At 42.1% G+C, this 24,102-nt stretch carries 23 protein-coding genes; 15 read left to right on the forward strand and 8 right to left on the reverse strand.

Annotated elements, in window-relative coordinates:
- The first annotated feature begins 41 nt into the window (after window positions 1-41).
- From NZ875_02985 to amrB, 8 genes are read left to right on the forward strand one after another with little or no spacing between them, the layout of a single operon-like run.
- Window positions 42-1,235: a type II secretion system F family protein gene (locus NZ875_02985; GenBank protein ID MCS7174700.1), complete on the forward strand. Its 1,194-nt coding sequence runs from the start codon at window positions 42-44 to the stop codon at window positions 1,233-1,235.
- A gap of 30 nt (window positions 1,236-1,265) precedes the next feature.
- Window positions 1,266-1,646 carry a hypothetical protein gene (locus NZ875_02990; protein ID MCS7174701.1) on the forward strand — a complete coding sequence of 127 codons (381 nt, stop codon included), beginning with the start codon at window positions 1,266-1,268 and terminating at the stop codon, window positions 1,644-1,646.
- 4 nt (window positions 1,647-1,650) lie between these two features.
- Window positions 1,651-2,631: a hypothetical protein gene (locus NZ875_02995; protein MCS7174702.1), complete on the forward strand. Its 981-nt coding sequence runs from the start codon at window positions 1,651-1,653 to the stop codon at window positions 2,629-2,631.
- Window positions 2,603-3,181, forward strand: a complete 579-nt coding sequence (locus NZ875_03000) for a hypothetical protein (protein ID MCS7174703.1) — start codon at window positions 2,603-2,605, stop codon at window positions 3,179-3,181. The genes NZ875_02995 and NZ875_03000 overlap by 29 nt, the downstream gene beginning before the upstream one ends.
- A gap of 2 nt (window positions 3,182-3,183) precedes the next feature.
- Entirely contained in the window at window positions 3,184-3,648 is a 465-nt protein-coding gene (locus tag NZ875_03005; GenBank protein MCS7174704.1) for a hypothetical protein, read from the forward strand.
- The gene (locus tag NZ875_03010) at window positions 3,645-4,109 is read left to right on the forward strand and encodes a hypothetical protein (protein ID MCS7174705.1); all 465 of its coding nucleotides are present in this window, start codon (window positions 3,645-3,647) and stop codon (window positions 4,107-4,109) included. Before NZ875_03005 ends, NZ875_03010 begins: the two co-directional genes overlap by 4 nt.
- A gap of 12 nt (window positions 4,110-4,121) precedes the next feature.
- Window positions 4,122-7,703: a type II and III secretion system protein gene (locus NZ875_03015; GenBank protein MCS7174706.1), complete on the forward strand. Its 3,582-nt coding sequence runs from the start codon at window positions 4,122-4,124 to the stop codon at window positions 7,701-7,703.
- Window positions 7,700-8,533, forward strand: a complete 834-nt coding sequence (amrB, locus tag NZ875_03020; protein MCS7174707.1) for an AmmeMemoRadiSam system protein B — start codon at window positions 7,700-7,702, stop codon at window positions 8,531-8,533. Before NZ875_03015 ends, amrB begins: the two co-directional genes overlap by 4 nt.
- Here amrB and murJ read toward each other — a convergent pair.
- Genes murJ through NZ875_03050 form a run of 6 tightly spaced genes read right to left on the reverse strand, consistent with a single transcriptional unit; the run spans window position 8,520 to window position 15,277 of the window.
- Window positions 8,520-9,962, reverse strand: a complete 1,443-nt coding sequence (murJ, locus tag NZ875_03025; GenBank protein ID MCS7174708.1) for a murein biosynthesis integral membrane protein MurJ — start codon at window positions 9,960-9,962, stop codon at window positions 8,520-8,522. The genes amrB and murJ overlap by 14 nt on opposite strands.
- Entirely contained in the window at window positions 9,959-11,152 is a 1,194-nt protein-coding gene (locus tag NZ875_03030; GenBank protein ID MCS7174709.1) for a pyridoxal phosphate-dependent aminotransferase, read from the reverse strand. Before NZ875_03030 ends, murJ begins: the two co-directional genes overlap by 4 nt.
- A gap of 1 nt (window position 11,153) precedes the next feature.
- Complete coding sequence (locus NZ875_03035) at window positions 11,154-12,317, reverse strand: class I SAM-dependent rRNA methyltransferase (protein MCS7174710.1); 1,164 nt, start codon at window positions 12,315-12,317, stop codon at window positions 11,154-11,156.
- Complete coding sequence (locus NZ875_03040) at window positions 12,313-13,404, reverse strand: iron-containing alcohol dehydrogenase family protein (protein MCS7174711.1); 1,092 nt, start codon at window positions 13,402-13,404, stop codon at window positions 12,313-12,315. The genes NZ875_03035 and NZ875_03040 overlap by 5 nt, the downstream gene beginning before the upstream one ends.
- 14 nt (window positions 13,405-13,418) lie before the next feature.
- Window positions 13,419-14,096 carry an endonuclease V gene (gene nfi, locus NZ875_03045; GenBank protein MCS7174712.1) on the reverse strand — a complete coding sequence of 226 codons (678 nt, stop codon included), beginning with the start codon at window positions 14,094-14,096 and terminating at the stop codon, window positions 13,419-13,421.
- A gap of 2 nt (window positions 14,097-14,098) precedes the next feature.
- On the reverse strand, window positions 14,099-15,277 hold the full coding sequence (locus NZ875_03050; protein MCS7174713.1) for an LCP family protein: 1,179 nt from the start codon (window positions 15,275-15,277) through the stop codon (window positions 14,099-14,101).
- A 212-nt stretch (window positions 15,278-15,489) separates the two neighbouring features.
- Here NZ875_03050 and NZ875_03055 point away from each other — a divergent pair, with 212 nt between their 5' ends.
- The 6 genes from NZ875_03055 to NZ875_03080 all read left to right on the forward strand — a co-directional run bounded on the left by NZ875_03055 (window position 15,490) and on the right by NZ875_03080 (window position 20,253).
- Window positions 15,490-15,888, forward strand: coding sequence for a hypothetical protein (locus NZ875_03055; protein MCS7174714.1), 399 nt, complete (start codon window positions 15,490-15,492; stop codon window positions 15,886-15,888).
- 77 nt (window positions 15,889-15,965) lie between these two features.
- Window positions 15,966-16,349 carry a restriction endonuclease gene (locus tag NZ875_03060; GenBank protein ID MCS7174715.1) on the forward strand — a complete coding sequence of 128 codons (384 nt, stop codon included), beginning with the start codon at window positions 15,966-15,968 and terminating at the stop codon, window positions 16,347-16,349.
- Between the two features lie 11 nt (window positions 16,350-16,360).
- Window positions 16,361-17,617, forward strand: coding sequence for a lysine 2,3-aminomutase (gene ablA / locus NZ875_03065; protein MCS7174716.1), 1,257 nt, complete (start codon window positions 16,361-16,363; stop codon window positions 17,615-17,617).
- On the forward strand, window positions 17,587-18,468 hold the full coding sequence (locus NZ875_03070) for a hypothetical protein (GenBank protein MCS7174717.1): 882 nt from the start codon (window positions 17,587-17,589) through the stop codon (window positions 18,466-18,468). The genes ablA and NZ875_03070 overlap by 31 nt, the downstream gene beginning before the upstream one ends.
- A 15-nt stretch (window positions 18,469-18,483) precedes the next feature.
- The gene (gene dnaN / locus NZ875_03075; protein ID MCS7174718.1) at window positions 18,484-19,587 is read left to right on the forward strand and encodes a DNA polymerase III subunit beta; all 1,104 of its coding nucleotides are present in this window, start codon (window positions 18,484-18,486) and stop codon (window positions 19,585-19,587) included.
- A 3-nt stretch (window positions 19,588-19,590) separates the two neighbouring features.
- Complete coding sequence (locus NZ875_03080) at window positions 19,591-20,253, forward strand: ABC transporter ATP-binding protein (GenBank protein MCS7174719.1); 663 nt, start codon at window positions 19,591-19,593, stop codon at window positions 20,251-20,253.
- On the opposite strand, the gene NZ875_03085 is transcribed toward NZ875_03080, so the two are convergent.
- Complete coding sequence (locus NZ875_03085; GenBank protein ID MCS7174720.1) at window positions 20,227-21,549, reverse strand: TldD/PmbA family protein; 1,323 nt, start codon at window positions 21,547-21,549, stop codon at window positions 20,227-20,229. The genes NZ875_03080 and NZ875_03085 overlap by 27 nt on opposite strands.
- Complete coding sequence (locus NZ875_03090; GenBank protein MCS7174721.1) at window positions 21,546-22,934, reverse strand: TldD/PmbA family protein; 1,389 nt, start codon at window positions 22,932-22,934, stop codon at window positions 21,546-21,548. Before NZ875_03090 ends, NZ875_03085 begins: the two co-directional genes overlap by 4 nt.
- A gap of 202 nt (window positions 22,935-23,136) precedes the next feature.
- Here NZ875_03090 and NZ875_03095 point away from each other — a divergent pair, with 202 nt between their 5' ends.
- Complete coding sequence (locus tag NZ875_03095; protein MCS7174722.1) at window positions 23,137-24,099, forward strand: RNA methyltransferase; 963 nt, start codon at window positions 23,137-23,139, stop codon at window positions 24,097-24,099.
- Window positions 24,100-24,102 lie beyond the last annotated feature (3 nt).

Genomic DNA, 24,102 nt, shown 5'->3' on the forward strand with positions numbered 1-24,102 from the left:
CCACCCATTCGTAGTATACTTTTTATTAAGAGGTGAAATGCGTGCCGTATTTCAAGTATACGGCCTTGACACCCGAAGGAAGAAGAATAGGGGGAACTGTTCAAGCAAACAACGAATCTCAAGCTATAGATCTCATCAGAAGAAGGAACTACGTCGTTCTGAAAGTACAACCCGTCTCTGAGAAAACGGAGATAGTGCTCTTTGGTGTACATCTGAACGAATTAGTCATTTTCTGTCGCCAGCTCACTACGATGGTGAGTGCTGGAGTGAGACTTAAAGATGCCCTTTCTATACTCTCACGTCAAAATGTTTTCTCGCCCCGCTTCAGAAGGATCATTAATAACTTGGTTTTGTCGCTTGAAATGGGCATGTCCTTCTCAGAGGCTCTGAGAAATGAGAAAGTTTTCGATCAGATATTCATCAATCTAGTTTCTGCAGGAGAAGAAGGTGGTGTACTAGATAAATCTTTGGAAAAAGCTGCGGATTTCTATGAATCATCGAAGAAGTTACACGATGAGGTTAGATCGGCGATGGCGTATCCGACGTTTGTTCTCTTTTTCGCAATAGGAGTGATATTTTTGATAACTTTTTATATCCTGCCGAGGTTGATTTCCGTTTTCGGCAATATACCGACCAGCGGAGTCGTTAGGTTCTTGATGAATGCGAACAGATATTTGTCGCAGAATTGGCTATCAGTTTTGATAACAGTTATCCTGGTGATCACCGGTGGCATAGTTTTTTCAAAAACGAGATATGCTAGCTATGTCAAAGAATGGCTCGCCACACTTTTTCCACCAGTGGCAAAATTGAGGAACATGATGGCCGTAGAACGCTTTTGTAGGGTACTGGGTACACTGACAGGAAGTGGTGTCCTCCTGACGAAGGCTATCGAAATGGCCGCAGCGGCGTCGAACAGTCCAAAAATGATACGCGTGAGTAAACGTGTTAGCGAAAGAGTTCGTGAAGGTGCAAGCTTAAGGCAAGCGATGCTTGAGAGTGGGGTTTTTCCTCAACTCGTCTACGAAATGGTTGGAACCGGTGAGGAGACGGGTAAGCTCGAAGAGGTGCTTGTGAAAGTAGCAGAATTTTACGAAGATCAGATAAGAACTGGTGTGAAAAAACTAGTTTCCCTCGTTGAGCCAATGTTGATCGCAGGTGTCGGTGGATTCATTGCGTTCATGGCGTTGACCATGTACTCAACGATCTTCCAATTGCAACAGACTATAGGCAGGTGATTCTGAACGGTCATCGAGATTCTTTTCAAATTGCTTGTTTTAGTTTGTTTTGCCGTTGGGGTGTTTTCATGCTTTCCCATCATAGACAAAGTCATCGAATATGTTGAACCACTGTATGTGAAGTGTTTAACATACTCAGCATTGAGGTATGTTCACGGACAGAATCCATCTGGAGTGGTGACGATAACTGTTAGCAATGGTGAGATAAAATTTAGATGTGTACCATCAGACAGAAACAAGGACGTCTTGACGATCACAATGGTTCCCAAGGGGAATGTGAAGCTCATAGCGAAAGATTCAACCTCTATAGTCCTATCGCCTGTCGCAGTGCTTAAAGCTGGAAGTATCGTGAGCGACAAGTGGACTGTCAGTTTTCCTCCAGTGGTTGTTAAAGTGAACATCAAGAGGTGATAATGTGCAGATATTTCACAAGATGATCACAGCGATCGATATAAGAAAGGATCGAATCTACGGGATGAGAGCAAGAAAATTTGGAGGTATCCTTTCGAAACCCGTTCATGATACGGTGAGAATCGAAGGCAACGTGGTTGAACATCTCAGAAAACTTAAAGAAAAACTGAATCCCGATGTTGAAGATATCGTTGTTACTAATTTTCCAGTTGAAGATGTGCTTTTCAATACCCTGGATATCCCAAAGGAGATAAAGAGATCGGAGCTCAGAAACTATGTAACGGCTGAGATGTCTAGAATTTTGAACTTATCTTCCTCAGAGATAGCTTTAGATTGTCTTAGAAATCCAATTGGAAAAGTGCTGGTAGTGCTTACAAAAAGTCGACGTTTGAACGAATGGGTATCGAACCTGACCTCGGCGGGTTTCCCTCTACCCGATGTAGTGATACCAGACGTTTTCAAGTATCTACAACTAATTAGGATAACTACTTTGGAAACTTGCGTTCTCATTCTTTTAACTCCCGATTACAGTGGGGTCGTTGTGTACATATCGGGATCACCCGTTGGAATGAGAACTTTCGGACATTCAATAGAAGAAACTCTCATGATAGTGAGTGAGGAAACCGGTTTGAATGAAACTGAAATAATCGAAGAAATCTCTAGCTCAGGGAGTGGTCGTGTGAGAGATGTCTTTGAATCAATCGTAGTTGATCTTCCTTATTCTGTTGAAAGAGAGATCATATTCATGCTCAGTTCAGCTTTGCCTGGTTCTTCCATAAGAGACGTCGCTAATTTCTATGTTTTCTGTGACCCACCAGATTTAGCCCAGCATTATTCTAGATTGTTCGAAACTGTAGAAACCTTCCAAGGAAAAATTAAAACTTTGCAACCACAGATTTCTCCGAAAGGACTCGCCATAGGAACTTTGGGACTATTGCTCCGTGGGGGTGAAGAATTTGGAAAGAATAAACTTGTTCAGGTATAAAAGGCCCATCTTGAAAATTTCTTCATTCATTGTCTTCACCGCCGCACTACTTTCACCGGTCTTAGCGATGCGTTTCACACTAGAATTTTACAAACGTTCTGCGATCAATTCCATTCAACTCAATCATAGTAAAATAGTGGAAAAATATAAACTCAACTTAGTGGATACACCATTACCTTCTCTTCTCTCAGAGCTCGACAAAATCAGCAATCAGCTCGTTCAAACTAGCAAACACTTGCAGAATCAAATAGACTACTTAGAATCACACATAAAAAATCACAACGAGAAAATGGAACCACTCATAAAGGTTTTAAGTTCTTTGCAAAAGAGCGATCAAAATTGGATAGTGTTGAGACAATTCGAGTATGACGACTCAGTCAAAGTTGAACTGTACGAACTTTACGAACCATATGTTCCCAGGAAAGCAGATCTGTTGGAGAAGGTTTTGATGGAGCTTGGGTATAAAGTGAGCAAAAATGTTACTTATGACGCATCCATGAGATTCCTCAACAAGAAAATATCGAATGTAATCATAGAGGGAAGGAAGTAATTATGCCGAGAAAATTGGCCATCATCTTGTCTCTATCGATCGTCTTGGTTCTGGCACTTTATCTCGATGTGTACGATTATCTAAGATTCAACAATCTTTCTGCAAAGTTGGAAAGTTCACTTGCGAGGATCGAGCAGTACGACAGGAACGTATCGGAAAAAAGAGATTATCTGACCAAGCTAGAAAAGTTGTTGCAACCAAGAACAAACATCAAACAAATTGAATCTCTGGTGCGGTCAAACAATTTGTCTTTCTCTACGCAAAAAGATGGAACTTTTTTGATCGAAGGTAGATGTGAGCCGGAGAGGTTAACTTCCATCTTAGTAGAGTTTCTCAGCTACGCAAACTTGATAATTCAATCCGTGCACATAGATGGTTCAGAGATCTCTCCTGTAACAATCGAGCAGACACGGACACCTGTTTTTTTGAACATCAGAGTCGTTCTGAAGGGTGTGAAACTCGAATGAACAAGCGCCTGATAGTGCTTCTGTTTGTGCTCGTTGGTGTCTGGGGGGTGGCAATCTACGTGTTGTTCTTTTATCAGAAATCCCCCACGTTAGCTACTGCTGCTCAGAGGACAGAGAGTGTGATTCAACCAATGATCAGAAGACTCAATGAATCTGAGATAGAGAGATTCAGAAAAAACGTTGAAATGCCACATCCGTTGGTAAACGTTTTTGAGCCTTACGTCATGAAACTCGATAAAGAGAAATTGATGCGTCAAGCTCTGTCTCAGTTAGAAGTGCTACCCGGATACAAGTTCAAAGGATATTTCTCAAGTGAAACCGAAAATTTTGTCTTGCTTTCAGATGGGACTGCAAGATCCATCGGAGCCATTCTTGATGGCAGATATTTGATAGTCCATGCGATGAGTTTTGCAGCGATTGTTCTGGATCTTTCAAGCGGAAATCTTTTAGTAGTGAGGTGAGGGAGGGGTACGATGAGGAAATCATTTTTGTTGTTGCTTTTAATCGTTAGCGCTCTGATTTTTGCAACTTCACTGATCAAAATCTCGCCTATTTTCAGCCCATCCGGTGTGACTCTGTCGTTCGAATTCGATAGCGATGTGAGTGAGAAAAATGTATATTTGGAGAAGAACGCCTCAGGCTCTCTAATTTCTATATACCTTCAAGGCATTAAACCAGTGCTCGATTCGTTCTTCCTACCCATTGCCTACGGGCCCGTTGAATCTTTGAGGATCATCAACACGCGTCAAGGAAGCCTGGCCATGGTTCAATTGCTCGTCCCGAAGCAACCTGAGATGACCCTGTCGCGACGAACGTTGAAATTATTCTTCCCATCATCCGAGAAGAGACTTAGTATCGCTCTGACTGGTGGGGATCTGGAAACTGCGATCAAATATTTGGCCGAAGAATTAAAGTTGAACGTCGTACTCTCTGAGGCGGTGAAAAACCATCAGGTTTCTTTGAAGTTAGACAATATACTGCCGGAAGATGTGCTCAGAAATATTTTGGTGATCGTTCGGGTCAACAACGAACCTTTAGCTTACAGTTACATGCCCGACGGAACCTTGCACATAGGCACGAGGAGCGACATCGCAACCAGATTTGAAAAATTTTGGGGTGTTTTCGAGGTTAAAGACGAGAAAATCGTTCAAAAACTCGAATCCTTGCTTTCTCCAAACGTTGTTATGAGCTATTTGGCAAACAAATCTGTACTCTTCGTTTACGGCGATGTCCAAGAACAAGAGATCATAGCGAAAATCCTATCGCTCACCCCCCAGATCGAGACTAGGGAATTCATCTCAGTTGGTTTTATCGAGGAAACCAAGAAGTTGTTGGAGGCATTGAAAGGTTTATACAGCTTTGAATACCATCTTCTCGATGGTCTTGATAAGTTCATTTTGAAATCTGATCCCCAAACGCTCGATAGAGTCTTCCACTATCTAGGTGAACTTGAAAGATCTATCAAATTGAAACAAGTCCAGCAACAAAGAATAGAGGGCACTGAACAACAAACGATTCAGCGAACAGTTACTGATGTGGTCAGGATCATATATCCTAAAGAAGCCATCGAGATTTTAAAAAAATTGAACATTGGGGTTGAAGAAATTTCCTTCGGTCAACTCCAATTGACTGCAGAACCTGAAAAGATTGAACTTGCCAAGAAGATCCTCGAAGATCTCGGTTTCTTTGATGTTCAACAAATCAGGAAGATCACGGTTCCGAAAGCTTACTCAGAGAAAGTTTTGGAAGCCCTAACACAGATCATCGGTTTGCCGGTTTCGCGCATTCTTGCCTACGAAGACAAAGCTGTTGTAAATATTGCCCTACTGGCGCCCGCATCTGTACAAAGCACTGCTGAAGAACTCATCCAACGTTTAATACACATTTTCACAACGACCAAACTCAGCGAGATTTTCTTCCTCAAGGATAAAGACACATCTAAGCAAATCGCAACAATTCTCAATCAAGTTTATGATGTAGAAGCGAGCAGCATTGAGAATGTCTTGAAAATCACTGGTACGCCTCAAGATGTAGAGAAAGCGAGAAGATTCATTGATACCTTTGTAAAGCAAAGACACACTAAGGTATTAAACCTGACTGTAGAGCAAGATTTGTTCATAGAGCTCAAAACTCTTGTTGAATTGACGTTCGATGTCAAACTTGAAGCGAATTTGAGATCGCTCGGTTTGATAATCATGAGTTCCGAAGACAAAGAACAACTCGAATTGGCTGCCAAAGAGATTGAAAACATTACGAAGCTTTTGCTGAAAAAACCATCGGAAACCTATGAACTGGTACCAGTTGTCGAAGGTGTTGATTTCAACGATTTAAGGCTGTTGATGACCGAAATCTACAAAGTGAAGATCGAAAAGACACAGTTTTTTTACCTGCTTGTGGGTCAGAAAGAGTCAATTGATGGTGCAAAACAGCTTCTAGAAAATATCCGGAGATTGGTTGGAAAACCTATCGAGACAACTTACAAACTCGTGAAGGTCAGAAACGATCTGGACATCAATGCTTTGACAAAAGCAGTCGGTAGTGTTACTAAGGTAGAATTGATCAACATCGATAATCTCTTACTAGTTAAAGGTGAAGAAACACAGATTTCTAAAGCGATTGAACTTATCAAAATCATTGAAGAGAATGTCCCCATCAAGGTTGAAGAAAACAAAAAGCAAACCGTGATTGTGAAACAGCATATACCAAACTTCCCCACCGAAGAGTTCAAAACCTATCTGGGGAAGATCGGTTTAGATGTAGACCTTGAGGCATTCTCTACGTTGGGTGTAGTAGTCATATCTGGTCAAGAGGAGAAAGTGATCAAAGCTGGTGAAGAATTCGAAAGATTCTCTCAGATGGTTCTGAAGAAGATACAAATTCAGAGAGAAGAAGAACAAAAAAGACAAGAAAAACCTTTGAAAGTGAGGAAGATTTCAGAAAGCGCTGTTGCTGTAGAATGTGACAACATACCACTCAAGGACATCGTTGAAGCTGTGGCAAAAGAGCTTGGTGTTTCACTCATTTTTGTCTCTTCTCCACAAGAGACCATTACGATGAAAGTTTCCTCCATCGATTGGCAACAATTCAAGAACGTCATCGAGAAGAACTACGGTTATTCCTTCATAGAAACAGAGAATGTGACTGTTTTTTTGAAGTCATCCCCTACAGTTGATAAAACTGTCGAGCAAAAGTTTATTTACAAAGTTTCCCACAACTTAGATAAAATAAAATCCGTTGTCGAATTCTATGGTGGGAAAGTTTATCTGGATGATCTGAACGATTTGCTCATCATAACTGGTATCCCACGACAAGTTAAAGAAGAGGTGGAAAAGCTCATTGGCGAACTCTCCAAGCCTTTGAAACAGGTTGAGATAGAGGCAAAATTTATTGATAGAGGGTTAGTCGATGAACTAACCAGGGAAGGAAACATCAAACTCAACATGACTCCAATGTCGCTGGAGATGGGTAGTTCAGGAGGATTGAACCTTTCTATGGGAGTAATCGACCTATTGGATTATAGAACGATCTTGAGCCTACTTGGAGGGGCCACCGCAACTGTATCTTTGACTGCTCAAACTTCTAACAATTTAACTGATCTTCTAGCGAGTCCGAGGATAGTAACACTGAGTGGTAAAGAAGCTCGTATCTTAATTGGTGAGCACGTTCCATACGTTGCAGGCATAGATGAAAATGGTCGTCCAATACCAGCGTTTATGGACGTGGGTATACAGCTCAGGATAACCCCAACTGTACGCACTGATGATACAATTCACTTGCGTTTATTCACCGAAGTTAGCGAGGTGAAAGAACGCAAGCTCTTGGGTCTCGACACTTACGGAAAAGTCTCCAGAGAAGCTCAAACGGAAGTCATTCTCAAAAACGGTCAAACTCTTGTCATAGGCGGACTTGTTCAAGATAAGATCGTTAAGAACATATCAAAAGTACCTATATTGGGTGATCTTCCTTTCATAGGTCAACTGTTCAGATCTGTGACCGATAAGAAATCGAAAACCGAACTTCTCATTTTCATCACAGCAAGGGTGGTTGAACCATGAAGAGAGAACCTGTCGTGGCAGGTAGTTTTTATCCCTCCTCACCAAAGAAATTGATCGAACTGATAGAAGCTTGCTTTAAATCCGAACTGGGACCAGGTGAGATTCCAAAGAAGCCTGAAAGAGTCCTTGAGAAGGCGCTAGCTGTGATAGTTCCGCATGCTGGATACATCTACAGCGGACCTGTTGCAGCACACGCCTATGCAGAAGTTATGAAGCTTGGCAATCCAAGACTCGTCGTGCTCCTTGGTCCTAATCATACGGGATACGGTGCACGTATCGGTGTGTGGTCCGACGGTAGTTGGTCCACACCGCTCGGTGAGGTTCGAGTGTGCCGACAAGCAGCCGAGTTCTTTTTAGAAAAGTGCAAAGAGGCTTCGAAAGACGTTCAATGTCATATAGCTGAGCATTCGCTTGAAGTCCAACTTCCATTTCTCCAATACACCTTCAAGGAATTTGAAATACTTCCAATAAGTATGTTCCCTGTCAGTTTATCTGTGTGCAAATCAGTCGCACAAAGTTTGGATGAATTATTGAAAGTTTTCTCCTCCACATTGTTCGTAATTTCGAGCGATTTCAATCACTATGAAGATGACCAAACTACGAGAAGGAAAGATCAGCTCGCGATAGATGCGATACTGAAAAGAGAGCCGGAAAACTTGTACAAGGTAGTCGGCAGTGAAAAAATAACGATGTGTGGTCTTTCGCCGGTTGCTTGTTTACTCTACATGAAAAGCTTTTCAAAAGTGAGATTGTTGAAACACGCCACTAGTGCTGATACATCGGGTGATCGTTCGCACGTCGTTGGGTATGTGAGTTTCATCTTCGAATGATTTTGACCAACAATCGTGCTTCTTCTATTTTTAGAATCAAGCAAAGAGAAACATAGACAACTATACCAAATCCCACAAGGAAAAGCGTGAACAATTTTGAAACGCTCAGTTGTTCCAATATCAAAAGCACAAAGCCCATGACTGTGGAACAAAAAAGTACTTTTTGAAAGTGCTTCATATCGACCTCAGGACGAAGCTTGAGCATCAAGTATACAGACCCGATCACACCAGAAAGCGCCGTTGCTAAGGCTATACCAGCCGTTTTCAAAGTCAAACCTAAGACGAAATCGAGCACAGCATTCGAGAGAAAAGATATGACAGTCGCTTTGAAAGGTAATTTCATGTCCTTTCTCGCATGACATACCCTTGAGAGTAGAGCCATGATCGAGTAGAAAGGCAACCCTATGGAGTAAAACAAAAGTGCCGTGGCTGTTCTCAGCGCATCCGAGTGTGTGAATGCTCCGTGTTGATAAACTAGCACTGTTAGTCTTTCACTGAGCACTACTAAACCAACAGTTGAAGGAATACTCAAAAAGAACGTCGCTTTCATAGCGTCTTTCAAATGACTCTGTGATTCTTCACTCTCACCTGACATGAGAGGTAACACCACGGTCGACATCGCCACGCCAAAAACTCCAAAAGGCAGTTGGTAGAATCTGTTTGCGTACTGCAAAACTGAGACACTGCCTGGACCAATCAAAGAAGCTACATTCACATCTATCAAAACGTTGAACTCCGAAACTGTCATGGCAAGTAGAGCTGGAAAAAAGAGTTTGAAGAACTCTTGAACACCTATGAAAGTTGGTTTGTAGAAAAAACCCACCTTTCTCGCTCCAGGTATCAAACTCAACAGCATCATCATTCCGCCTAGAGTAAAACCGACTGTCGGACCCACGATTCTTGGATTGAAGAATTCACACGCGAGCGCCCCAAGAATGATTCCAATGTTCATAAAAACTGGCGACAACGCCGGAAGGAAAAATCGTTCAGAAGAATTCTGAACTGCGTAGAGAACGGCCCAAAGGAACACGAACACAACAAACGGGGTGCTGATACGCGCGAGTTTTGATGCAAGTAATTTGATCTCTGCATTCGCCCCACTCGCCAGAAAGAACGGTACAACTTCAGGGAAGAATTCCACAAAGAGCGTCAAGCTGATCGTCACGATTCCTAGAGTTGTTATCACGGCTGAAGCAAACTCATTACTGTTACCTTTTTCTTTGTAGAGGGGAATGAAGGCGGACGTCATTGCCCCCTCAGCGAAAGCACGTCTGAGAAGAAATGGAAAAGCAATGGCAATAGAGTATGCATCGAACTCGATCCCGACTCCGAATTTGTTCGCCAAAAGGATATCTCTCATCAAACCAGTGAGCCTTGAGATAAAGGTTGCGATCGCAAAGAGAGTTCCGTATTTCAAGACTTTCGTCATATCTTCTCCCTGTATGCTCTTATTCCTAAAGCCAAGATCTTCATAGCATCTCTCAGTTTATCACAATCTAAAACATAAGCTACTCTCATCTCATCAACACCAGCACCTGGTGTGATGTAAAAGCCATCGAGGGGAGCAACCATTGTTGTCTTGCCATCGACTTCAAAGTTGCTGAGCATGAATTTCACAAAGTTTTCTGTGTTATCAATGGGAAGCTTCGCTGCTATGTAAAAAGCTCCGTGGGGTTTTTTGAAAACAGCCCCTTCCACCTTCAACAGTTCCTCATAAACGACATCACGCCTCGCTTGGTATTCAATCCTCATTCGTTCAATGTAACTATCATCGATTGTCAACAAACCAATCGTGGCATACTGCGAGGTCATGGATGGGCACAACCGCGCTTGTGCAAATTTCAAGGCGGCTGAATACAATTCTCTGTTCTTGGTGACAAAAGTTCCTATCCTTGCCCCGCAGGCACTGTATCTCTTCGAAACACTATCCACCAATATGGTTCTGTTAGCTACTTCTTCAAAAGTCAACATAGAGATCGCTTTGTAACCATCAAATACGAATTCTCGGTAAACTTCATCGGAAATGATAAAAAGATCTTTCTCGATCGCTACGTCCACTATGATTCTGAGTTGATCTTCATCGTACACCGAACCAGTTGGATTACAAGGGTTTGAAAAAATCACCGCTTTAGTTTTCGGCCCAATCACTTCAAGAAACTTTTCCTTCTTTGGTACTGAATAACCATCCTCTGGATAGGTGCGAACTGGAACGAGTTTAATCCCGAGTTGGTGTGCAAAGCCTGCGTAATTCGCGTAGAATGGTTCCAAGACAATTATCTCGTCCCCAGGATCAGCCACAACAGACATCGCAAAAATCACAGCTTCGCTTCCACCATTCGTGACTATGATTTGTGAGGGATTTATGAATATTCCAAATTTACTGTAATAGTGTACGAACGCCTCCCTCAACTCGAGCAAACCTGCTGAATGAGTGTACGCCACCACCGAAGGTTTATATTTCTCAGCGTACTCAAAATACACAGGCGGTGTCGGTATGTCGGGCTGTCCTATGTTCAGATAGTAGATTTTCTTTCCTCTCTTCGCTGCTTCTTCAGCATACGGTATGAGCCTCCTTATTGGACTCGCTGGTGCTTCAACAGCACGCTGTGATATTTTCATATCAAAAACGCCTCCTCACCTCTGCTATTATGAACTTCAGATATCTAGTTTCAGGCACCTCTAACAAAAATGGATGATCAAATCCTTGACCCCCAGTATACAAAACATTCAAAAGCACCTTGCTATCGTTAGCTGCATCCAAGAGAATTGCCTCAAATTCTTGCTCAGTGATCACCTGAGTACACGATGCTGTGGCGAGCACGGCAGGTTTTTTTAGAATCTTCATGGCCCTCAAATTTATTTCCTTGTGCCCACGTTTTGCCGACTCCTTCGAAACCGAGGTCTTGGCAAAAGAAGGAGGATCCAGAACGACGAAATCGAACCGTTCAAACTGTGAATTTTCCTTCAACCAATCGAAAGCGTTTGCGCGAACAAGTTCGTACCTGCCATAGAACCCATTCAAAGCCAGGAGTTGTCCAGCGATCGAAAGGCTTCTCTCAGAATAGTCTATCAAAGTAACGAATCTCGCACCAGCTTTTAAGAGGTGAAGTGCAAAATTTCCAGTGTAACAGAATACGTCTAAGCATACTTTATCCTTGGCAAACAGAGAACAAATGTGACTGTTATGAAGTTGGTCAAGAAACGCACCAGTTTTCTGACCCTTCAAATCGGCAGCCAACAGCAAACCGTCATGTTCGAAATACAGAATATCTGCTCCTCTACCTACTAACCAATCACACCTCTCGTCCAATCCTTCCTTCAATCTTGTGGGGGCGTCTGATTTTTCGTAAATACCTAGCGGATTGAATTTTCTTAAGAGTTTTTCTACAATCAGACCTTTCAGCTTTTCCATTCCAAGGGTGTTGATCTGCAGAACAAGATATTCGCCATACTTATCAACAACAAGTCCTGGTAAACCATCAGCTTCACCGTTCACTAAACGATAAGTTTGACGATCTTCTAACAACATTTTACGCCTCTCGATGGCTTCTTCAAGCCGTTGGTCAATCATCTGTTCGATCGTGGCAGGTTGCGTTGAAAGCAATCTAACAGTGATCTTCGATTTAGTGTTGATGTATCCTAATCCATAGAATTTTCCGTTGGATAGATGAATTTTGATAACATCACCATTTTCAAAATCACCTTCGATCTTGGCGATTTCATTTTGGAATATCCAAGGATGAAAATCTCTACGATCAACCTTTAAATAGACACGGGCTTTAATGGATTCTCACCCTCTCGTAGAGGTACTTTATCAAATCTTCGGTGAAACTACCTCTGGTCCATTGGAGATGGGGAGCATTCTTTACCCTCGCTATCCAAAGTTCAAGCTCCTCTTCATTTATAGGAACCTTCACGTCCAAGCCCACACGTTTCAAAAAAGCTGAAACTTCACCAAGTACGGACTTCACAAAACCGACCTTCTCAGGTACCTCTAGAACTGCTTGCTCAACGATCGCATCGAGAAAGGCTGCCGTCGCGTCACCGTGCCTAATGTTTTTAAAGGTTGTCAAAGGATAACCTAGGGCGTGTGCGACTGTGGTACTCGTTTGGCTTATCACCATACCAGCAAGACAAGAAGCTAGTAACATATTGGCGCGAGCCTCTAGCTCATCTGGTTTCTGTAACACCTTCGGAAGATTTTCTGCAATCAATTCAATCGATTTCTTCGCATATAGATCAGAAATGGGAGTTGCTCTCCTTGAGAGGAAACCTTCAACCGCATGACAGAGTGCATCTAAACCTGTGGATCTCGTTAGCGATTGACTCATGTTCAAAGTGTATCGAGGATCGAGAAAAGCCAACTTTGGAAACGTCACTACTGGGTGAGAAAAACCGCGCTTGAAACCCTGATCGTCCGTAAGTACAGAATATTGAGTGACCTCACTTCCAGTACCGGCTGTGGTGGGAATGGCACAGATAGGTAACGCTTCAGTGTATTTAGAGACGTCGTATAGATCTTCAACTTTTAACTCACGATTCTTCATCAGCACTGCAACAGCCTTTGCGCTGTCCATGGGGCTGCCCCCACCGAGACCGATAATAAAATCAAACGAAGCTTCTTTATATTCGGATAGAACACTCCTTATCAAGCTGAAGGTCGGATTCTCTTCGACTTCATCGAAAATCTCATAGTCAGTACCAATCTGAGACAAAACTCTGAGTAAGTCGTCAAGGGAACCATTTTCCTTCGACGATCTTTTGCCGGTGAGAATTAAAGCTTTCTTACCAAGCGATTTCAAAACATCCTTATTTTGTTCAACACACTTTTCTCCAAAATAGATCTTCGTAGGCATGAAATAATACCACATATTGAAATACCTCCTCAGCTGAAAAGCCCTATCTGCCGACTCTTTTGAGTCAATTCATGAGCTAAGCGAGTTGGCTCAGGCAATCTGTGGCCCAAACAACATTTTAAGGTCAACTTTAAAGCAGAAAGGATATCACATTTGTGACCTGGAGACACGAACAAGGGTTTATTTCCAACTTTAGTTCTAACCACAGCACCGATCACCTCGTTTTTATCATACAGAAACGTGTAAGAACCTTGGACGTTCGGAGGTTCTATGAAACTCCCATAAAGGTGAGATTTTGCAACTCCTATGGTTGGTAAATCTATAAACAAACCCATATGGGACGCGATACCGAGTCTTCTAGGATGCGCTATACCTTGACCGTCGAACATCACAACATCTGGCGCCATCCTCAGTTGTTGCCATGCTTTCAAAAACACAGGACCTTCTCTGAAAGCTAGTAAACCAGGTACATACGGAAAAGTCACTTTTTCGCGCACAACTATTTGCTCAACAACTCTCATATTCATTAAATCTACAACTACAACGGCAGCAACACCAACATCCGCTTCTGGGAAAGCGAGATCAACTCCCGCAATGAACCTGACATCCCTCAGGGAAGTTAATTCTATCATCGATCTGAGTTGCTTTTGAATTTCAACCGCTTTCTCCGCAGATACATCCCATTCGTGGAGACTTCTGTAGTTCATACTCACCTCACCACTACAAAAGCATCTATGGGGAATTTCGGATAGATTCTATTCTTAGAAAGCTTATCGATCAGGTCAAAATAACTCCTCGATGTAGTAGAATCGTTCACAAACCTGAATTCAAACTCCTTATCTGGATAAACTTTTTTTAAGATGTTTTTCAGATCAGTTTGCTTATCAGACGATAGAAGAAAAACAATATCTTTGGTGTAGGTCAATCCCACATCTTCCCAAACCATGAGGATCGGTTGTACTTCAACCTTGCTCCAGAGGTTGGTTTGTTTCTCCAAAAAGGCGCGTGTTTTATCTGACGAGCCGTTGATCACAACCAATCGCAGGGCACCCGATCGCTGCATGGGACTCAAAGTTTTGAGGACTTGCTTATAAGATTCGATTTTCTTTTCATCTAGAACCACGTTACCACTGTTGTTTATGATGTAAGGAAAAGAAACAAACTCCATTGAAAATCCTTTCCTGAGCTTGGAAAACAGGTAAATCAATTCACCCCTTGAAACTTCAAAATCAATATTCTTTTGCAACCTCTGGAATATAGAAAGAAGTTTTTGAAAGCTCACAAGTCTCGCGTTAGCCATAAGTTTCGTCAACACCTCTTTTTGTCTCTCTATTCTGGCCAGATCACCCATCGAATCTTTCCTGTATCTTATGTAAGCGAGCAGTTCTTCACCCCTCATCTGGTAAATTCCAGGTTGAAAATCGATGTACAATTTTTGCACACTGTCGAAGTATTTCATAGGTTCCTTGACGTGTATTTCTACAGGACCAAGTTCGTCGCCAAGGTATTTGAACGCAGCGTAGTCTACGGTCACCGCTCCATTGAAATTTGTATCCAACATCTTCGATAAGGTTTGCTTCAAACCGGCAGTTCCAGATTTGGCATAGACGGAATTAATCTTATTGTTACCCAGAAGCAGATCTCGTGGCACGCTGCTGACCAGCACTTTCCTCTCGCGGTGATCCACCAGTACGATCATTATCACATCAGCTCGGCGTGTACTTTCTATTACAGCATCTACTCCGATCACTAAAAGTGAATACGGATTAGTTTCAGGCTCTTTGTAAAGGAAATATTTGAAAAGCCATCCAGAAAACAAAGTGAGAAATAGCAGTATGAAAAGACTAGTAACTAATGTCAAAATTGCCAATGTTCGTGCAAATGTCACTGGTTTCAAACCTTCCTCCAAAGTTCATTCTACCACATCGTAATACAACGAGCTGCTCAACAAGATCTCGATTTTCTCAAAAACAGTTCTTAATCGAGCCTTCTCAAGTAAAGATCAACAATTCACAATCGCGTTTCGCTGACAGTTTCATCAGAATATTAATAACGCACATCCACAATGTTCGTGTAAAATGTGCTTTGGGAGTCAGAAACATGAGATTCCTGTTTGAATCAATTGTTACACTTGGGCTGTTCGTCCTACTCTACATTCTAGTCAGAAAGCGTAAAGCCCAGCTGAAGGATATTGAAAACGTTGTTCGCTCAAAATTCAATAGAGAAGGCTGGTCTATTGTTTTCTCGTCGATCGAGAACGGTGCAAAGTTCACGTTGTACAATCGCAGGGAAAAGTTTGTGCTTGTAGTTTTCACAAAAAACTTCAATTTTGATATATTTAAACGCTCCGTAATTATAGCACTCTTGAACCGAGCAGAACGCATCGAAGTTTATCACTCGATGACAAATTCTCATGTGCGAAAAGCAGTAAATTACTTCAACAAGAACGGCAAACTCCACAAGACAAAGTTGATCGACTTTGAAGGGGAAATATCATGATGCTACGCCTTTTTATCTTTGTTCTTTTAATTGTTCTTCTTTCTATCATTCTGAATCGAAACGTACGAAAAAGAACAGTGAAAAGAAAAACTACTCCAAAAGATGGCCGAGAATTCGAGAGTTTTCTTTATGAGCTTTTCAAAAAAGCTGGTTATCAGGTACGTAAGACAGGATTCTCTCGTGATTTCGCTGCAGATCTTTTGATCGAAAATAGAGGCAAACTCGTAGTACTCCAAGCCAAGTATTATAACAAACCAATAGATAAAAGCGCTGTTGAAGAAGCTGTCGTAGCAGGAACAATTTATGGCACGAAGTATGTCGGTGTTGTCACGAACAACGAGATACCTGACCGTGTCAAAGATTTTGCAAGGCAATTCGAATCAAAAACGTTTGTAAGAAAAATCTATCTGATCGATGGAAAAGCTCTTGAGAGACTCAAGAGAGGCGAAAAAATCATTTGAGGAGGGAAGGTATGAGATATTTTAAAGAAATACCATTATGGAAAGATGTGAGTGAAAATGAATGGTACGATTGGAGATGGCAGCTTTCACACAGGATAATGGTTCTTGAGCAACTAGAAAGAGTTATAAACCTGACAGATCAGGAACGTGAAGGTATAAAACACTCTTTGAAATTTCTAAGAATGGCTATAACACCTTATTACGCGAGTCTCATGGATCCAGAGGACCCAAATTGTCCCATTAGAAAACAAGCTGTTCCAACAGTCAAAGAGTTGAACATAAGTGAAGAGGAAATGGTTGACCCCTTGCATGAAGATGTCGATTCTCCTGTCAGAGGTTTAACTCACCGTTATCCAGACAGGGTGCTCTTCCTTGTAACTGATCAATGTGCTATGTATTGCAGACACTGCACACGACGAAGATTCGCTGGAGAAACAGACGCACCACTTGCACGAGAATACATAGACGCCGCGATAGATTACATAAAGCAGAACAAAAAGATCAGAGATGTACTCATATCGGGCGGTGATCCATTGACGTTGTCAGATGAGAGACTGGAAGAAATCATTTCCAGACTGAGGTCCATAGAACACGTTGAGATCATCCGTATAGGTACGCGAGCACCGGTAGTCTTGCCAATGCGAATCACACAGTCGCTCGTTAGTATGCTCAGAAAGTACCATCCTATATGGTTAAACACCCACTTCAACCATCCAAAAGAATTCACTGCCGACTCAAGAAAAGCGTTGGCCATGCTGGCCGATTCAGGTATACCACTCGGTAATCAGACAGTGTTACTCAGGGGTATCAACGACTGCCCAAGAATCATGAAAGAACTCGTTCATGAACTTGTTAAGAATCGCGTCAGGCCTTATTACATATATCAATGTGATCTATCGAGAGGACTTTCACACTTTAGAACCAGTGTTGCAAAAGGAATAGAAATCATTGAATACTTGCGTGGCCATACCTCAGGTTTCGCAGTGCCAACTTACGTGATAGATGCGCCAGGCGGAGGGGGAAAAATCCCTGTTGGACCACAGTATCTCGTATCGATGGGAGAGGGAAAAGTCATCCTGAGAAATTATGAAGGAGGAATCTTCGCTTATAAAGAACCAAATGATTACAAAAGTCAATGCGAACCAGACGAAGATGTAGGAGGAATCGCTTCACTGCTCAGCGGAAAGGGCAAATATCTCTTACCACAACAGCTCGAAAGAACCAGGAGGATTCAGGAATGGAAAGAAAAGAAATCATCTACATCTTAGGTACTAAGAAAGGCGTTGGCAAAACTACCGTGTTGAATCACTTTCTTCGTCGCTGGAAAAATTGTTGTGTTGCGAGCATTGGATTGGATGGTGAAGAGAAGGACAATCTAACGAACGAACCAAAACCATGCGTTCATGTCACGAAATATCACCTCGTCTTGACAGGTGAAAGATTCCTGAACCTTTCAAAGTTCGAAGTGATAGATGTTTATTCCCACAATGCTATTGTAGGTCACATCATACTGGCACGCCCTTTAATTGAGACGACAGTGGTTCTCACAGGAGCAACCACTGCGATGATTCAACGAATCGTAGTTGAACAAAAATTTAGCAAAATCATCATAGATGGTGCATTCAACAGATTGATTCATGCAGGTGTGATAGACGGAGCAAAAATATTCTTAGTAGTCCACGGTGATGAGCTTGAAAGTATGAGGATTATCAAGAAAGTTCTCTTTGCTTCGAATCTACCTAGAGCCCCTCAGCATATCCTTGAAGTTTTTCACGAAAAAAGAGGCGTCTGGGCATTCACGAAAGATGGTAGTGTTACAAAAATCTCAGACTCTTGTTTGACTTTGAAGTATTTTAGTGAAAGCGGTTTTGAGTGGCTTTACATCTCAGGATTCGTTACGCAATCTATCTTAGAAATGAAAGATAAAATAAAAATATGCCTCGCTAATCCCATCGCCATTGCAGAAGTTCCGAGCAATTTTGATAACATATATACAGCGAACAGTATAAAGCTTGAGAGGATGTTCATCAACTCATCTGAGAATCGTGAATTGCTGAAATTTTTGAAGACATGGCTTGGAGATTCCATTGCTGAAGTTGATGATGTTTTTTCCGTCTGAGGAGGTGTTAATTCAGTGGCGAGGATAGCTGTGGACATGCAAGAACTATCCGAAAAGATTTCGATCGTATCGAAAGTGGTTCCCTCCAAAGTCATAAAACCAATTCTAGGTTGTGTCTTGTTTGACCTGAACGAAAAGGGTGTGTATCTCCTCGCTTCCGACTTAGAAACGAGTGTGAAAGCGAGACTCAACTGCGAGTATGAAGGACTTGGAAAATTCGCGGTAGACGCAAAAGTTCTCTATGAAGTTGTGAAAACACTACCGAACGATGTTGGAGCCACTCTTGAATTGACTCCTTCGAACCTTTCCATAGAGTGTGGAAAAAGCAAATTCAAACTTTCTGCAGTAGATCCAACCGATTTTCCAGAAGTATCGCTTGGTACCATTGGCGCAAGTTTTGAAATAGAAGCGAGTCTTCTCTACAACATGATTGAAAGAGTCATCTTCTGTGCTGCTGTGGACGAGTTTATGAGGAACCTCAACGGTGTTTATTGGGAGCTTGGCAATGGTTTTCTAAGACTTGTCTCATCTGATGGTTTCAGGTTGGCATTGGCTGAACAGAGATTACCAATCCGAAGCGAAATGGGATTCCTTTTATCCTTAAAGAGTATGAAGGAGCTCATGAATGTGACTCGAGGTTGTGGTGAGAAAAATCTTCGCTTCGAGTATGATGGAAAACGTGTTGGTATCATGGTTGCAGATGTAGAAACGGTGGTCAGAGTTGTTGAAGTAGAATTTCCAGATTACAAGAGAGTATTGCCAAAAGCGTTCAAAACAAAGGTCGTTGTTTCTACCAACGATTTGATAGAATCTCTGAGAAGGACCATGGTGATCGCCAAGAGAGGTAGCGAATCCATCAGAATTGAAGTCGTGGAGAACGTCTTGATTTTGAGCAGTAGAAGTCCAGACTATGGAGAGGTGAATGAAGAAATAGAAGTGCGGAAAGAAGGTGAAGATATCATCGCTGCGTTCAATCCTAAATTTTTGATCGAAGCTTTGCGACACATAGAAACCGAGGAAGTTGAAATGAACTTCATCGATAGTACGAGCCCTTTGCAGATGAACCCGCTTGACGTAGAAGGTTACCTTTACGTCGTGATGCCGATAAGGATTGTATGACACATGAGATTGATTTGTGAACGTGTAACAAAAAGGTTCGCAGGTACCACGGCTGTCAAAGATATCAACCTCGATGTAGAAGCAACTTGTATAGTTGTGATGGGGGCAAACGCAGCGGGGAAATCCACACTGCTGAAAATGATCGCCACAGTTTTGAGACCTGATGAGGGAAGATTGATTCTAAACGGTTTTGACATTGTGAAACATCCTCACCTCATTAGAAAGCGGTTGTCATATCTCCCAGAGGAGCCGGCGCTGATAGAAACGCTCTCCGCCCGTGAGAATCTCAAGTTTTTTGCAAAGATTAAAGGTGACAATGGTGAATTTTTAAATTTATCACGCATGCTGGGAGTAGATTTAGACGATCATAAACCTGCGAGAAATCTTTCAAAAGGAACTCGAAGGAAGCTTTCACTTTGTATCGCGCTTCTTGGTGAACCAGAAATCCTTGTACTGGATGAGCCAACGAGCGGACTTGACGAGGAAGCCAGAGCAGTCGTTTGGTCTAAGCTTAAGGAATTGAAAGAAAAAAATGTGGCGATGATCATCGCCACACATCAAATCGAAGAAGTCAAAGATTTAGCCGATGTACTTCTCATTTTAGATAAAGGTCATTTGATAAAAACAGTTCAACTAGGATCAGTTACCAGCAACATCCAGCTCTGAGACAATGACAGAAGGACCGTACCAATAACCTGATACGATTTCACAATCTGCACCTATACACTCAATGTTTTGAAGCAGCTTCAAGAAATTGCCAGAAACTGTGAACTGTTCTATCGGTTCAACAATCTTTCCATCAACCACTCTATAACCGTTAGCACCTAAAGAAAATTCTCCAGAGACGGGCCTAACTCCTGAATGTAAACCATCGAGCGCAGTTACTACCAATCCTTCCCCCAAGTTTTCGATCAATTCTTGATAGTTTGTTGAACCGACTTGCATCACGACGTTCAGAGGAACACATCTTTGGTTGAAAACGTTTCCAGTTGGCCTTATACCTTCTTTCTTTGCCGATCTTATTGAGTGGAAAAACGTGGTCAGAACACCGCGATCTATGAATTTTTTCTGCGTGGTTGGAACGCCTTCGTTATCGAATGAACGCTTCACTGGAAGTTGCTCAAAAAATGGATCTTCCAGGATTGTGAGGTTATCAGACGCGATCTTTTCTTGTAATTTTCCTTTTAAAGGTGAAAGACCCTTTTGTACAGCCTCAGCTGAGAAAATAGACATAAACGCGAGGAAAAGTTGCGCAAATACATCCCTTCGAAGCAAAAGTCGATACCTACCACTTTTAACGGTTTGAGCTCCAAGTTGAGAAACTGCTTCCAAGGCAGCTTCTTCAGCTATCTTGTCTACATCGAGTTCAATCGGACTTGAAGCATACCACGCACGAAAACCTCTTTTAGGTTTCTTCCCATCGGAGGCGACAAGATATACGAAAGCGGAACCAAATCCAAAGCTCTCCTCTAACTCTAAACCTTTCGTATTGAACAAAAGAATTTCATTCCTTTGATGACCATAGCCGCTCATGATAACGGTTTGCACTCTTTTATCGTAAGACATGGCTTTCTCTTCCATTCTTTTTGACAAATTTATCTTTTCCTTTACTGACAGATCTTCGAATGGATCTTCGTATCTGAAAGGTTCACGCTGTGGTTTCTCACCCCAGATGCTATCTTCATCGAGCGTGTCGGTGATCAAAAAGTTCTCGTAAGCACTGTTCACAAGGAATTCTGCAGAGCTTTCGTCCAGAATCTCCACTGTGGCAAAACAAGATTTTTTCTTTTTCACTGCTTTGAGAGTTGCTCGCTTCGATGAGGCATCGGTATAATTTTCTATTTTACCTTTACTCACAACAACTTCGAACTCCCTTTGATTCGAAACGACCACTTCACAATCATCAAAGCCTTTATCTTTAGCCAGTGAAAAAACTTTCTCTGCAAATTTTTTCTCGTTCATTTTCTTCGCCCCCCAACAATCAATTCTCTGACCCGAATGGTCGGCTGACCAACGTCGGCAGGTACCCCACCAGATATGGAACCGCATATTCCCTGACCACGAGCAAGATCATTTCCAACCATGTCTATGTTGTTGATGACCTCAATACCTTTGCCTATCAAAGTCGCGCCACGCACGGCTTTAGTGATCCTTCCCTTTTCGATGAGGTAACCTTCCATAACTGCAAAATTGAATTCTCCAGTAGCTGGATGGACAGACCCGCCACCCATACGCTTTGCGTAAAGTCCGTAGTCTGTGGCTGATATGATCTCTTCTGGCAAGTACTTACCAGCCATTATGAATGTGTTGCTCATCCTTGAGGTTGGAATGTATTTATAACTCTCCCTACGACCACAACCGTTGGGTTTTAGCCCCATTTTCTTGGAATGGAAAATATCGACCAAATAGTTTTTCAGCACACCATTTTCAATGAGCACATTGCGTTGTGTCGGTGTTCCTTCATCATCAATGTTACTTGATCCCCACGCGTTAGGTATAGTCCCGTCGTCGACAGCAGTGATACATTCGGCTGCAACCTTCTGACCAAGTTTGTCTGCAAAAACAGATGCCCCCTTTGCTACGGATGTGGCTTCCAATGCGTGCCCACAAGCTTCATGAAAAATAACTCCGCCGAACTCGTTTGCTATTACAACTGGCATCTTGCCTACGGGAGCATACTCAGCTCTAACCATCCTATCGGCTATTCTAGCTGCTTCCGCCCCAATGTCTTCAGGACTATGAAAGTTGAAAAACTCAAAACCCATAGAAGCACCAGGACCATAAAATCCCGACTCTTGCTCACCATCTTTCGTAGCAACCGCTGTGACCATGAGCCTTGTTTTGATTCGCCTATCATTTCCCACTATTCCCTCCGAATTTGCAATGAACACCTTTTGATCGTAGTCCCAGTATCGAACAACAACTTGCGTGATGAGACTAGAGTAGTTCTTTGCTCCTTCGTGCGCAAGTTTTAGAATTCTCGCTTTTTCTGTCTTCGAAATATCCAACGGATAAAAAATCACACGATTAAAATTCTTCACATCCAAGTTCTTCATATTTAAAGGCTTTTCAACAGGTTGACGCACTTCGAGAACTTCGATCAATCTATCAATCATGTTCAACAGCTGCTTCTCATTCGGATCGTTCGTATAAGCGTAAACTTGTTGATCATCCTTGAACAACCTGATACCTACACCAAAATTTCTTTCGCTAGTTGCTACGTCAATCTTTCCGTCAACCATGGTTATCTTCGTATCGAACCTGTCTTCGGCAAAAATTTCAACAAAATCTGCTCCCAATCTTAGGCCATAACCTATGACTCGTTCAACCAAACTTGCTTCTAACAAATTGCATCACCTCAGAACAAATTGTAGCATTTTAGGTTCGCAAAGCGTACATGTTCCTGTTTTATACTCTCTTCGGTGATGAAAACTGGAACTCGTTGCTTTATGTACATCGGGCCTTGAGGGTGCCGTTTGTAAAGAGATCAAAGAACTGGGTTTCAAGATAATCAAAGTAACAGCTGGACATGTTCATTTTTCCGCCGATTTGAGAGACATCCCGCGTATCAATGTTTGTCTATACAGCGCCGAACGAGTATTGATACTCCTTGCTGATTTCGAAGCCAGAAATTTCGATGAACTGTTTGAAGGGACTTTCAGTGCTAATTGGCAGGATTTCATACACGATCGAGGTACTCTAATCGTTGAAAAGGTCAAAGTTAGAAATTCCAAACTATCAGCCACGGGTGCCATAGCTTCGGTAGTCAAAAAAGCAATATATGAGAAGATACATTCCACTAAAGATCCAGATGGAATAAATTACCCTCTCTACGTGTACATAAAGAACGATAGAGTTTCAATACTCCTCGATACAACTGGACCAAACGCGCTGAGCAAAAGGGGCTATAGATTGAAGGTTTCCACCGCACCTTTAAGAGAAACTATAGCAGCTGGACTAATCATCGTTAGTGATTGGGATAGAGAAAAACTACTTGTAGATCCTTTTTGCGGTAGTGGAACGATATGCATAGAAGCAGCAAGAATGGCTTTAGATTTAATGAACACTAAGCGAGGATTTGCGTTTCAAACTTGGCCAATTTTTAAAGGTTCAACGACCTTTGATTCCACTGAACAAAAGAAGAAAAAAAGTGAGGTTGTTTCACTCGGTTTCGACAAAGATCCCCATGCCATAAAAATCGCCCGCGAAAATTCGTTGCGCGCAGAAGTTAATGATAACACAAAGTTTTTATGTAAACCTCTCGAGAAGCTGGGGAAATTCAAAAACGTACATGTGGTGACAAATCCTCCTTATGGTGTGAGAATTCGAAATAGCAAAGAGAATTTACACCTAACTCTCAAAAAGTTGTTCGATACATTTGAAAACTCGACAGTATGTTTAGCTAGTCCAGACGGTGAACTAGAAGAGTTATTTAAAACCAAAGCATCGAAAAAGCTGCGTTTTCAAAACAGTGGTATATGGACTTGGTTCTACATTTTTAACTCGAATTGAAAA

Origin of the sequence: Pseudothermotoga sp., from assembly GCA_025060105.1 — a bacterium.
Lineage (GTDB): Bacteria > Thermotogota > Thermotogae > Thermotogales > DSM-5069 > Pseudothermotoga_A.

Bases quoted from the DNA above. Each gene is read 5' to 3' on its own strand.
- amrB (MCS7174707.1), top strand. From the start codon at position 7,700: ATGAAGAGAGAACCTGTCGTGGCAGGTAGTTTTTATCCCTCCTCACCA.
- ablA (MCS7174716.1), top strand. From the start codon at position 16,361: ATGAGATATTTTAAAGAAATACCATTATGGAAAGATGTGAGTGAAAAT.
- NZ875_03015 (MCS7174706.1), top strand. From the start codon at position 4,122: ATGAGGAAATCATTTTTGTTGTTGCTTTTAATCGTTAGCGCTCTGATT.
- NZ875_03085 (MCS7174720.1), bottom strand. From the start codon at position 21,549: ATGAACGAGAAAAAATTTGCAGAGAAAGTTTTTTCACTGGCTAAAGAT.
- NZ875_03010 (MCS7174705.1), top strand. From the start codon at position 3,645: ATGAACAAGCGCCTGATAGTGCTTCTGTTTGTGCTCGTTGGTGTCTGG.
- murJ (MCS7174708.1), bottom strand. From the start codon at position 9,962: ATGACGAAAGTCTTGAAATACGGAACTCTCTTTGCGATCGCAACCTTT.
- NZ875_03080 (MCS7174719.1), top strand. From the start codon at position 19,591: ATGAGATTGATTTGTGAACGTGTAACAAAAAGGTTCGCAGGTACCACG.
- NZ875_03070 (MCS7174717.1), top strand. From the start codon at position 17,587: ATGGAAAGAAAAGAAATCATCTACATCTTAGGTACTAAGAAAGGCGTT.
- NZ875_03030 (MCS7174709.1), bottom strand. From the start codon at position 11,152: ATGAAAATATCACAGCGTGCTGTTGAAGCACCAGCGAGTCCAATAAGG.
- NZ875_03005 (MCS7174704.1), top strand. From the start codon at position 3,184: ATGCCGAGAAAATTGGCCATCATCTTGTCTCTATCGATCGTCTTGGTT.
- nfi (MCS7174712.1), bottom strand. From the start codon at position 14,096: ATGAACTACAGAAGTCTCCACGAATGGGATGTATCTGCGGAGAAAGCG.
- NZ875_03040 (MCS7174711.1), bottom strand. From the start codon at position 13,404: ATGTGGTATTATTTCATGCCTACGAAGATCTATTTTGGAGAAAAGTGT.
- NZ875_03055 (MCS7174714.1), top strand. From the start codon at position 15,490: ATGAGATTCCTGTTTGAATCAATTGTTACACTTGGGCTGTTCGTCCTA.